Origin of the sequence: Drancourtella massiliensis (assembly GCF_016900655.1) — a bacterium.
GTDB lineage: Bacteria > Bacillota > Clostridia > Lachnospirales > Lachnospiraceae > Sellimonas > Sellimonas catena.
Window position 1 is genome coordinate 111,555 of record NZ_JACJKH010000003.1, and the last position, 11,083, is coordinate 122,637.

At 48.4% G+C, this 11,083-nt stretch carries 11 protein-coding genes; 10 read left to right on the plus strand and 1 reads right to left on the minus strand.

What is annotated here, in order from left to right; genetic code table 11:
- The first annotated feature begins 26 nt into the window (after positions 1-26).
- The 10 genes from pepV (at position 27) to H6A32_RS02575 (ending at position 9,544) form a co-directional block, all read left to right on the plus strand.
- The gene (pepV, locus tag H6A32_RS02530) at positions 27-1,403 is read left to right on the plus strand and encodes a dipeptidase PepV (RefSeq protein ID WP_204863675.1); all 1,377 of its coding nucleotides are present in this window, start codon (positions 27-29) and stop codon (positions 1,401-1,403) included.
- 180 nt (positions 1,404-1,583) lie between these two features.
- Positions 1,584-2,039, plus strand: a complete 456-nt coding sequence (gene rpiB / locus H6A32_RS02535) for a ribose 5-phosphate isomerase B (protein WP_204863676.1) — start codon at positions 1,584-1,586, stop codon at positions 2,037-2,039.
- 20 nt (positions 2,040-2,059) lie between these two features.
- Positions 2,060-2,482, plus strand: coding sequence for a bacteriohemerythrin (locus tag H6A32_RS02540; RefSeq protein WP_087166822.1), 423 nt, complete (start codon positions 2,060-2,062; stop codon positions 2,480-2,482).
- 443 nt (positions 2,483-2,925) lie between these two features.
- Positions 2,926-4,380: an aminotransferase class I/II-fold pyridoxal phosphate-dependent enzyme gene (locus H6A32_RS02545; protein ID WP_204863677.1), complete on the plus strand. Its 1,455-nt coding sequence runs from the start codon at positions 2,926-2,928 to the stop codon at positions 4,378-4,380.
- Between the two features lie 3 nt (positions 4,381-4,383).
- Positions 4,384-5,247: a polyamine aminopropyltransferase gene (gene speE, locus H6A32_RS02550; RefSeq protein WP_087166935.1), complete on the plus strand. Its 864-nt coding sequence runs from the start codon at positions 4,384-4,386 to the stop codon at positions 5,245-5,247.
- Positions 5,225-6,082, plus strand: coding sequence for an agmatinase (speB, locus tag H6A32_RS02555; protein ID WP_204863678.1), 858 nt, complete (start codon positions 5,225-5,227; stop codon positions 6,080-6,082). The genes speE and speB overlap by 23 nt, the downstream gene beginning before the upstream one ends.
- Positions 6,083-6,103: 21 nt before the next feature.
- Positions 6,104-7,306, plus strand: a complete 1,203-nt coding sequence (locus H6A32_RS02560; RefSeq protein WP_087166825.1) for a saccharopine dehydrogenase family protein — start codon at positions 6,104-6,106, stop codon at positions 7,304-7,306.
- A 9-nt stretch (positions 7,307-7,315) separates the two neighbouring features.
- On the plus strand, positions 7,316-8,437 hold the full coding sequence (gene nspC / locus H6A32_RS02565) for a carboxynorspermidine decarboxylase (protein WP_118636758.1): 1,122 nt from the start codon (positions 7,316-7,318) through the stop codon (positions 8,435-8,437).
- 75 nt (positions 8,438-8,512) lie between these two features.
- Positions 8,513-9,106 (plus strand): TetR/AcrR family transcriptional regulator, encoded by a 594-nt coding sequence (locus tag H6A32_RS02570; protein WP_087166827.1) that lies wholly within the window; start codon positions 8,513-8,515, stop codon positions 9,104-9,106.
- A 15-nt stretch (positions 9,107-9,121) separates the two neighbouring features.
- Entirely contained in the window at positions 9,122-9,544 is a 423-nt protein-coding gene (locus H6A32_RS02575) for a hypothetical protein (protein WP_118636757.1), read from the plus strand.
- Between the two features lie 89 nt (positions 9,545-9,633).
- Here the strand turns inward: H6A32_RS02575 and H6A32_RS02580 are convergent, their stop codons facing one another.
- On the minus strand, positions 9,634-10,965 hold the full coding sequence (locus H6A32_RS02580; RefSeq protein ID WP_087166828.1) for a hemolysin family protein: 1,332 nt from the start codon (positions 10,963-10,965) through the stop codon (positions 9,634-9,636).
- Between the last annotated feature and the right edge of the window lie 118 nt (positions 10,966-11,083).

Here is an 11,083-nt window from a genome sequence, read left to right on the forward strand (position 1 = left end):
TCCCCTGATGGAATAGGGAGGACAAGATGGATTTTGAGAAAAAGATCAAAGATGACAGAGAAAGTCTGAACCGGGATATTATGAAGCTTGTTTCCATAGACAGTGTGGAAAGTAAACCGGCGGAGGGAATGCCGTTTGGAGAAGGTCCTGCAAAGGCACTTCAATGTTATCTCGGCCTGGCGGAGGAAGCAGGTCTTCAGACAGAAAATTTTGATAATTATGCAGGACATGCGGACTATGGAAACGGGGAAGAAACAGTCGGAATTCTGGGACATGTGGATGTTGTCCCGTGCGGGGAAGGATGGATCTGTGATCCCTTCCGGCCTCGGATTATAGATGGAAAACTATATGGAAGAGGTGTGCTGGATAATAAAGGACCAATGGTGGTATGTCTCCATGCAGTAAAAATTCTAAAGGAAATGGGGATTCCTTTGAGCAAAAAGATCCGTCTGATTGTAGGAGCGAACGAAGAGACAGACTGGAAATGCATGGATTATTATTTTGGAGTAAAGAAAATGACTCCTCCGCAGATTTCATTCACGCCGGATGCGGAGTTCCCTTTGAATCATGCGGAAAAAGGGGTGTTCCAGTACCAGCTTGTGACAGACCTGAAGGAAAAGATCGAACTTTCCGGAGGCAATGCATACAACTCGGTAGCGGAATCAGCATCGGCTCTCCTTCCGGCAGGTTTGGAAGAAACGGTGCGGGAGCGGATGCCAAAGTGGGAAGAAGCAACCAGCTGTAAAATCAGCTGTGAGACAGAAAAGCAGGGTGTGAGGCTGTCTGTCCGGGGATTTGCGGCCCATGCGGCCAGCCCGGCTAAAGGGATCAATGCGGTCAGCGGGATGATGTACATGATTGCCGATCTGGGACTGGAAGGGGAACTTTCAGAGATTGCCCGGTGGTATATGAAAAATATTGGATTTGACCTTCAGGGAAAAGGTCTTGGAATCGATCTTTCCGACGAGATCTCAGGGGCTCTAAGCTTTAATGTGGGGAAAGTGGAAGTCATTGATGGAAAACTGATCCTGTCCATTGATAACCGGGTTCCGGTTACATACAAATGTAAAGAAGTGCAGGATCTGCTGGAAAAGAATCTGGAAGAAAGCCGGTTCCGGTTTGAAAATCCTCAGATTACAGAAGCAATCTATGTGCCAAAAGACAGCTTCCTTGTAACCACACTGATGGATGTTTACCGGGAGATAACACAGGATTATGACGCAGAACCACAGGTGGACGGAGCGTGCTCCTATGCGAGAGCACTGGAAAACTGTGTAGCGTTTGGGGCTATTCTTCCTGGACAGCCGGATCTGATGCATCAGAAAAATGAATATCTGGAACTGGACAAACTGGATCTGTGGATGAAAATCTATCTGGAGGCAATCTACAGACTGGCACAATAAAGCTTCATGAAGACAAGAGCTGCACGGAAAAGATACGTGCGGCTCTTGTCGGGTTTCGGGAGAGTTATGAAATTTCGAGTTTTAGGAAGAAAAGATAGGACGGTACAGTTGTCAAAAAAATACAAAACAAGTATAATAAAACCAGAGTGAGGAAAATCACCAGAACAGAAAGGAACGAGTATGAAAATAGGAATTGCAAATGACCACGCATCTGTAGAGATGAAACAGCAGGTTGTGGCATATTTAAAAGAAAAAGGATATGATGTAGTAAATTATGGCACGGACTCCACTGAGAGCTGTGATTATCCGGTCTATGGTGAGAAAATCGGACATGCGGTGGCATCCGGGGAAGTGGATTTTGGAATCGCGATCTGCGGTACCGGACTTGGAATTTCCCTTGCGGCAAACAAGGTCCACGGAATCCGGGCTGCCGTCTGCAGCGAACCGTACACCGCCAGACTGTCAAGACAGCATAACAATGCAAATATTCTTGCGTTTGGTTCCCGTGTAATTGGAATTGAACTTGCTAAGATGATTATCGACGAATTTCTTAGCGCTGAATTCGAAGGAGGCCGCCACCAGAGAAGAGTCGATATGATCATGGATGTAGAAAGAAGAGAGTCCAAACTGGATTAATCAAAAAGGAGGAAAAAAAGATGTATGCAGTATTTGATGAAACTCTTGTAACCGGAAATGAGATGATTGACGCTCAGCACAAGGAGCTGATCGGAAAGATCGCAGACCTGGAAGAAGCCTGCGAGACACACAGAGACAAGGCGACAGCAGTGAAGCTTCTTAATTACCTTGCTGACTACACAGATTTCCACTTTGCAGCGGAAGAAAAGCTTCAGGAAGAGATCGCTTATCCGGGGCTGGAAGAGCACAAGGCAAAACACGAAGAATTCAAGCATGCGGTAGAAGATCTGCATGAAATGCTGGAAGAAGAGGAAGGCCCGACAGATGCGTTTGTCAAAGCGCTCAATGAGACCGTGACAGACTGGCTGTTCCGCCATATCAAGGGATTTGACCGCTCCGTGGCCGAATACAAAAACATGAGACAGAACAGTGAAAATTTATAAAAATAACTATTGTATATTCAGATTTAGCGTGTTAGAATAAACGCGTATGGAAAGCAGATATTCGTAAAGTTCTCCATGCAAATATTTTCTTAGCGGCCGGAGGCTGCATTATTGATTGAGTTAGAAGCTCAAATTTTATAAGTTGGTTACTTTATAACCGGTGTGCAACAGCATACACAACTTGTGAAACGGTCAATAAGAGTAGTAAAAGTAAAAATATTTGCTATATAGACTCTACGCCAATATCTGTCTGAATATGCGATAAAACTGTATATGTATCCGCACAGTTTCTTTGACTGTGTGGAAAGAAGATAGAGAAGACACAAGTAAATGGTATGTATGCCGTCTGCCTGTGTCTTTTTGTTTTGCGGAAAACTTTCTCTCAGAAGGAGTTCCGGCCTGGATCAGGGCAGGCATATCAATACGTAAGGGAGTAAGTGGAAATGGAGATGTTATCACAGAAGAGAGCGCCGATCTACGAGGCGCTGGAACGGTTCCGGAAAATGAGAATTGTGCCGTTTGATGTTCCGGGCCACAAACACGGACGTGGGAACCCGGAACTGGTGGAGCTTTTGGGAAGCAAGTGTGTCGGTATTGACGTCAATTCGATGAAGCCGCTTGACAATCTCTGCCACCCGGTTTCTGTCATCAAGGAGGCGGAAGAGCTGGCAGCGGATGCATTTGGAGCGGCGCATGCCTTTCTGATGGTTGGCGGGACGACATCGGCAGTGCAGAGCATGGTGCTGTCCTGCTGTAAAAAGGGCGACAAGATTATTCTGCCGAGGAATGTCCACCGCAGCGTCATCAATGCGCTTGTGCTCTGCGGAGCAAAGCCGGTATATGTGAATCCGGATGTGGATCATCATCTGGGGATTTCTCTTGGAATGAAGGTATCCCAGGTGGAAAAGGTTATCCGGGAGAATCCGGACGCGGTGGCAGTGTTTGTGAATAATCCGACCTACTACGGTATCTGTTCGGATCTGCGCACGATCGTAAAGCTTGCCCATGAATACAATATGCTCGTACTTGCCGACGAGGCACATGGAACCCATTTTTATTTTGGAGACGGACTTCCGGTTTCTGCCATGGAAGCGGGAGCGGATATGGCGTCGGTCAGTATGCATAAATCCGGCGGAAGCCTGACGCAGAGTTCCTTCCTTTTGACAGGACCGAATGTCAATGCAGGATATGTGCGCCAGATCATCAATCTGACCCAGACGACAAGTGCGTCCTATCTGCTTCTTTCAAGCCTCGATATTTCCAGGAGGAATCTGGCGCTCCGGGGAAAAGAAGCATTCGCAAAGGTGGCGGAGCTTGCCGAGTATGCGAGAAAAGAGATCAACCAGGTCGGAGGATACTATGCGTTTGCAGGAGAGATGAAAAACGGAAGCAGCGTGTTTGATTTCGATACGACGAAACTTTCGGTACATACGCTGGACATCGGCCTTGCGGGGATTGAGGTGTACGATATTCTGCGGGATGAATACGATATTCAGATTGAATTCGGGGATCTTGGAAATATTCTGGCATACCTTTCCATCGGAGACAGGAAGCAGGAAGTGGAGCGGCTTGTCAGTGCCCTTGCGGACATTAAGAGACGGTATCAGAAAGACAAGACAGGAATGCTTTCCCAGGAATATATTCCGCCGAAAGTTGTGATGACTCCGCAGGAATCCTTCTATGCAGAGAAAGAATCCCTCCCTCTGGAAGAGACGAGAGGACGGATCTGCAGCGAGTTTGTGATGTGCTACCCTCCGGGAATCCCGATTCTCGCACCGGGCGAGGAGATCACCGATGAGATTATTGACTATATTGTCTATGCCAAGGAAAAAGGATGTTCCATGACCGGGCCGGAGGATGAGAAGATCGAGCGGCTCAACGTACTGAAGGAGGAATAAAAAATGGAAATGTGGTTTTCAGATGAACATACGGACCATGCCAGACTGTCCCTTCGTGTGGAACGGCAGCTGTTCAGCGCCGAGAGCGAATTCCAGCGGATCGATGTGCTGGAATCGACGGAATTCGGCAAGGTTCTTGTGGTGGACGGAGATCTGATGCTGACGGAAAAGGACGAATTCATCTATCATGAGATGATTACCCATGTACCGATGGCAGTCCACCCGGATGTGAAAAAGGTGCTCGTTATCGGCGGAGGTGACGGAGGCGTTGTCCGGGAGCTGATTAAATACGAGACGATCGAGACCATCGATGTGGTGGAGATTGATCCGCTTCTTGTAGAGGTCTGCCGGAAATATATCCCGGAGATCGCCTGCAGCCTGACGGACCCGAGGGTGGCAATCTACCATGAGGACGGTCTGCGGTTTATCCGCTCCCGAACCGATGAATACGATCTGATTATCATCGATTCCCCGAATCCGTTCGGACCGGGCGAAGGATTGTTTACAAAGGAATTTTACGGAAACTGTTATAATGCCCTTCATGAAGACGGAATCATGATCAATCAGAACGAGAGTCCGTTCTATGCAGAAGAAGCGTACCAGTGCCAGCGGATGCACAAGCGGATTGTGGAAACCTTTCCGATCTGCCGGGTGTACCAGGCACACATTCCATCCTACCCGTCCGGACACTGGCTTTTCGGATTTGCGTCAAAACGGTATCATCCGCTGGATGACTTAAACGGCGTAGCATGGAAACTTCGGGGAATCAGTACGAGATATTATGCACCGAGGCTTCACGCGGGTGTGTTTGCCCTTCCGGTGTATGTGGAGGAACTGTTAAAAGATGTTGAAGAAAAACGTAATTAATTTTATCGGATGTGATGCAGAGTACGAGGAGGCAAAGGTCGTCCTTTACGGCGCGCCGTTTGACTCCACCACATCTTACCGTCCGGGAACAAGATTTGCCGGACAGGCCATCCGGAATGAGTCATACGGACTTGAAACATACAGCCCGTATCAGGACAAAGATCTTCGGGACTGCCATGTCTTTGACAGCGGTGATCTGGAACTTGCCATCGGAGATTCCGAAAAGGTGCTTGCTGCCATTGAGGAACGAGCCGGTGAAATTTTAAAGGACGGAAAACTTCCGTTTCTGATCGGAGGAGAGCATCTTGTGACCCTTGGAAGCATCCGGGCCGTGGCAGGGCAGTACCCGGATCTTCATATCATCCATCTGGATGCCCACACGGATCTTAGAGAGGACTATCTGGGTGTGAAACTTTCCCACGCCTGCGTCATCCGGCGCTGCTGGGAACTTCTGGGAGACGGCAGGATCCATCAGTTCGGAATCCGCTCCGGGGAAAAGGAAGAGTTTTCCTGGGCGGCAGAGGGACATACAAACCTGCATCCCTTTGATCTGGAAGGACTGGAAGAAACGATCGAAAACCTGAAAGGAAAGCCGGTTTATTTTACGGTGGACCTGGATGTCCTGGACCCGTCGGTATTTCCGGGAACAGGAACGCCTGAACCGGGCGGAGTCGATTATATGACGCTGCAGCGGGCAGTGACCGCTGTCTGCAGCAATGTGAATCTTGTAGGGTGTGACGTCAACGAGCTGTGCCCGCCGTATGATGCAAGCGGGGTGTCCACAGCCGTGGCATGTAAAATTATCAGAGAAATGCTGCTGGCAATCGGCAGGTAAAAGTAGAAGGAGGAACTTATCATGGGAAAAGTACTTGTAATCGGATGCGGCGGTGTCGCAGGAGTAGCAATTCAGAAATGTGCGCAGAATGACGCGGTGTTTGACGAGATCTGCATCGCAAGCCGTACAGTATCCAAGTGTGACGCGCTGAAAGAAAAACTGGAAGGAAAGACAAAAGCAAAAATCACAACCGCGCAGGTGGACGCGGACAACGTGCCGGAACTTGTGGAGCTGATCAAGAAGGTACAGCCGGACGTCGTGCTGAACCTGGCGCTTCCGTATCAGGATCTGACAATCATGGATGCCTGCCTGGAAACCGGCGTACACTATGTGGACACAGCAAACTATGAGCCGGAAGATACGGCAAAGTTTGAATATAAATGGCAGTGGGCGTACCGCGAAAAATATGAAAAAGCAGGAATCACGGCCCTTCTTGGAAGTGGATTCGATCCGGGCGTGACAAGTGTATTTTCCGCTTATGCGCTGAAACACTATTTTGACGAAATCAACTACATCGATATTCTGGACTGCAACGGCGGAGATCATGGATACCCGTTCGCAACAAACTTCAACCCGGAGATCAATATCCGGGAAGTGTCCGCAAAAGGCTCCTACTGGGAGGACGGACACTGGGTAGAAACCGAGCCGATGGAAATCAAAAGAGAGTATGATTTCCCGGAAGTAGGAAAGAAGGATATGTACCTTCTGCACCATGAGGAGATCGAGTCTCTGGCACTCAACATCCCGGGCATCAAGAGAATCCGTTTCTTCATGACATTCGGACAGAGCTACCTGACTCACCTGAAATGTCTGGAAAATGTAGGAATGACATCCATTGAGCCGATCATGTACGAAGGAAAAGAGATCGTACCGCTTCAGTTCTTAAAGGCTGTCCTTCCGGACCCATCCACTCTGGGACCGAGAACAAAAGGAAAGACCAATATCGGATGTATCTTTATCGGAAAGAAAGACGGAAAAGAGAAGAAACTCTACATTTACAATACGTGCGATCATCAGGAATGCTACAAGGAAGTAGGTTCCCAGGCGGTTGCCTACACTACAGGTGTTCCGGCCATGATCGGTGCGATGCTTGTGATGAACGGTACCTGGCAGAAACCGGGCGTCTTCAATATGGAAGAGTTTGATCCGGATCCGTTCATGGATGCACTGAACAAATGGGGACTGCCGTGGAAGATCTGTGAGAACCCGGAACTGGTAGATTAGGGCGCGGCCATGAGAAAAGAAGAACTTCGCACGCCGTGCTATATTGTACAGAAAGAAAAGCTGGAAGCGAATCTGCGGGTATTAAAGCAGCTTCGCGAGGAGACCGGGTGCCGGATCCTGCTGGCCCAGAAGGCATTTTCCATGTATTCACTGTACCCGCTCATCGGGGAATACCTGGACGGGACAACGGCCAGCGGGCTTTATGAGGCCAGACTGGGGGCGGAGGAGATGGGGAAGGAAAACCACATCTTCTCCCCTGCTTACCGGGAGGAAGAGTTTGACGAGATTCTTTCCCTCTGCGGACATATTGTTCTGAATTCCCCGGCCCAGATCCGAAAATATAAGGAGCGGGTGAGAAGAGCAGGGAAAAGCCCGGGAATCCGGGTAAATCCGCAGTGCTCCACCCAGGAGGGACATGCCATTTACGATCCATGTGCACCGGGATCACGCCTTGGAACAGTGAAGGAACAGTTGACGGAAGAACTGATGGACGGTATTGAAGGCATCCATTTCCATACGCTCTGCGAGCAGAATTCCGATGATCTGGAAGTGACGCTGCGGGCGGTGGAGGAGCAGTTCGGGGCGTGGCTTCCAAAGATGAAGTGGATCAATTTTGGCGGCGGCCACCATATTACAAGAAGCGATTATGACATTAAACGGTTAAAGCGGTGCATCTGCCATATGCAGGAAACATACGGACTGGAAGTCTATCTGGAACCGGGGGAGGCCGTCGCGCTGAATGCGGGGACGCTTCTGACGGAGGTGCTGGAGACAATGGAAAACGGCATCCGGATCGCCATTCTGGACACTTCCGCAGCATGCCATATGCCGGATGTACTGGAAATGCCGTACCGTCCGCCGCTGAAAGATGCAGGCCTTCCGGATGAGAAGCCTTACACATTCCGTCTTGCCGGCCCGACCTGTCTTGCGGGAGATGTGATCGGTGATTATTCTTTTGACCATCCGATCGCACCAGGGGAATGGCTGGAATTTCAGGATATGGCAATCTATACGATGGTAAAAAACAATACCTTTAACGGGATGAAACTTCCGGATATCGTATTGGAAGATCAGGGAGACTATCAGATCATCCGAAGCTTTGGATACGACGAATTTAAACGTAGACTCTAAAAAATAATAGACACAGTGTTGCATTTCAAGTCTTTTTATATTATAGTGAAAGAAGAAAAAGAGGAGGATGCTGGCATGACAGGACAGAAAGTGGATAAAAGAGTTGCGAGAACCAAGACAAGATTAAAAGAAGGTCTGGCAGATCTGATGACGGAAAAAAGTATTCAGGAGATTACGGTAAAAGAGCTTGTGGCCCATGTCCACATCAACCGTTCTACTTTTTATCTGCACTACTCTGATATTTCCAACATGCTTGAAAATGTGAAGCAGGAGCTGATAGAGGAGATTGCCGAAGTGATGGAAACTTATCCGCCGGAACCATTTTCCGAGCAGAGCGTTCTGTTTATGAAGGACATCTTCTTTTCTCTCGGGAGAAACCGCAAACTGTATCGATCTCTTATGGGAGAAAACGGGGATCCGGCCTTTGTTCAGGAGGTAGAGGATCTTGTCGGAGAGAAGTGCCTGACCGGACTGAAGCGCCAGTTCCCGAATGAGATGAATGTATTGAAATATTCCTACCGGTTTTGTCTGTCAGGCTGTGTCGGGCTCATCCGCTACTGGCTCCAGAAAGATCCGGAGGAATCGGAAACGCCGGAAGAGATGGCAGATATTGCATTCCGCTTTATTATGAGCGTGATCCGCGATACGCACCCAAGAGTCCGGAGATAACAGGGGGGGACGAAGATGCAGATTGAGACGTTGAAACAGGCGGGAGCCATTTATCTGGAACAGATCCAGGAAGGATTTGATCAGTGCGACTGGGTAGAATTCACACTGGATGCCGGGGAAGCTGTGGATAAACTGTCCGCAGAATGGGAGGCATGTGGAAAAGAGAATGCCTGGGCGGACTTTTATTACTTCACTCTTCCCGATGAGGCGAAGGAAAAGATCAGGGAAAGCCTGACGGAAGAGGAAAACAGGTACCTAAAAGAGCTGGAAGCGGAGGAAGACGGCATCATTTTTCCGCTGGAGGAACGGCTTCTGAGGCTGCTTGCGAAGCTGAATGAGACCGAGATGCTCTTTTCCACCTTTTACTTTACTAATCCGGCAAGCACCTGGTGGGGAAATTACCGGAAAAACTATGTGGTGTTCCGGGAAAAGAAATGAAAAAGCAGCGATGAGAGTGAATAGAAAAAACAGATAAGGAAAGGACATGGAGCATTTTCCGGCTCCATGTCCTTTCTGTCTGTGACTCTTTATTCTTCTTCCGGTTCTTTTTCGACCTTTGATACAAGTGCGGACTGGATTCTTCTTCTGGAGATCGCATCTACGTGGATGTGAATATCCCCGACATCCAGATCGACAGTTGTACCATCTTTCGGGATCGTCTTCAGGTTGCTGAACACCATTCCGCCAAGTGTGGTATAGTCGGAAGATTCCGGGAGATCGATGTCCAGTTCTTTTGCGATGTCATCGACATCTGCGGTTCCGGTGACTCTCCAGAGATTTTCTTTGAGCTGTTCGATCTCCGCCGGTTCGTTTTCATCAAATTCATCGTAGATATTTCCAAAGATTTCTTCCACCAGGTCTTCCAGCGTTACAATACCGGAAGTATCGCCGTACTCGTCAACCACGATTGCAATGTGCAGTTTCTGCTTCTGCATATCACGGAAGAGCGTGGATGCATGAACCGTTTCCGGGATAAAGTATGCCGGACGCAGAAGTTTACGGATGTTCGTTTTCTCACCGTTGGCGCGGGAAAGCAGGAATGTACGCGCATTAAGTACACCGATAATGTCGTGGAGATCATTCTGGTATACAGGGTAACGGGAAGTACCGGATTCCGTAATAAGCTGCGTGATTTCTTCATCGGTAGCATCCGCTGAGATGGCGATGATCTCAGATTCATGTGTCATACAGTTCCGGACAATGGTGTCATTAAATTCCAGCACATTCTGGATCCATTCTTTCTCATCGCTGTCAATTGATCCGTTCTCTTCTCCGAGCTCTACCATGAGACGAATCTCATCCTCCGTTACGGTCTCTTCTTCCGCTTCCGTCTTCATACCAAACATCTTCAGTACAAGATTGGTAGAAAGAGAAAGAAAGGCAACTGCCGGCTTCATAATCAGAGCAACAAAAGAAACTACACGATAGACAAATTTTGCTACAGCAAAGGATTTCTGCATGGCAATCCGTTTTGGAACCAGTTCACCGAAAATCAGTGTGAAATAGGAAAGAATAATGGTGATCACGATAACGGAGAGTGTATCCAGTACTGAGACCGGGAGAGAATGAAATCCCAGGTCTTTGTATACCCAGTCTACCAGATAGCCGGAAAAGTTGTCCGCGGCAAACGCACTGCCGAGGAATCCTGCCAATGTAATTCCGATCTGGATGGTTGAGAGAAATCCGGAAGGCTCTTCCACCAGTTTCAGAAGACGGGCACAGGTTTTATCGCCGTCCTCCGCCGATTTCCGAAGTTTGGAGGCATTCAGTGAGATCACTGCGATCTCCGCCGCCGCAAAAAATGCATTTAAAAAGATAAGAATGACCTGCAGCAAAAGCTGGGGTAATATAGAATTCATAAATCAGTTCTCCTTTATTCATCATATTATTTGTAAAAATGTAAAAGCTTCAAATGCCGGTAAAATACAGGCGCTGTCATAGCCGAAGCCGGATAAAAAAACACAAAAAGGCATAGCC

Excerpts from the sequence above, each read along its gene's own strand:
- pepV (WP_204863675.1), top strand. The coding sequence starts at position 27 with ATGGATTTTGAGAAAAAGATCAAAGATGACAGAGAAAGTCTGAACCGG.
- rpiB (WP_204863676.1), top strand. The coding sequence starts at position 1,584 with ATGAAAATAGGAATTGCAAATGACCACGCATCTGTAGAGATGAAACAG.
- H6A32_RS02540 (WP_087166822.1), top strand. The coding sequence starts at position 2,060 with ATGTATGCAGTATTTGATGAAACTCTTGTAACCGGAAATGAGATGATT.
- H6A32_RS02545 (WP_204863677.1), top strand. The coding sequence starts at position 2,926 with ATGGAGATGTTATCACAGAAGAGAGCGCCGATCTACGAGGCGCTGGAA.
- speE (WP_087166935.1), top strand. The coding sequence starts at position 4,384 with ATGGAAATGTGGTTTTCAGATGAACATACGGACCATGCCAGACTGTCC.
- speB (WP_204863678.1), top strand. The coding sequence starts at position 5,225 with ATGTTGAAGAAAAACGTAATTAATTTTATCGGATGTGATGCAGAGTAC.
- H6A32_RS02560 (WP_087166825.1), top strand. The coding sequence starts at position 6,104 with ATGGGAAAAGTACTTGTAATCGGATGCGGCGGTGTCGCAGGAGTAGCA.
- nspC (WP_118636758.1), top strand. The coding sequence starts at position 7,316 with ATGAGAAAAGAAGAACTTCGCACGCCGTGCTATATTGTACAGAAAGAA.
- H6A32_RS02570 (WP_087166827.1), top strand. The coding sequence starts at position 8,513 with ATGACAGGACAGAAAGTGGATAAAAGAGTTGCGAGAACCAAGACAAGA.
- H6A32_RS02575 (WP_118636757.1), top strand. The coding sequence starts at position 9,122 with ATGCAGATTGAGACGTTGAAACAGGCGGGAGCCATTTATCTGGAACAG.
- H6A32_RS02580 (WP_087166828.1), bottom strand. The coding sequence starts at position 10,965 with ATGAATTCTATATTACCCCAGCTTTTGCTGCAGGTCATTCTTATCTTT.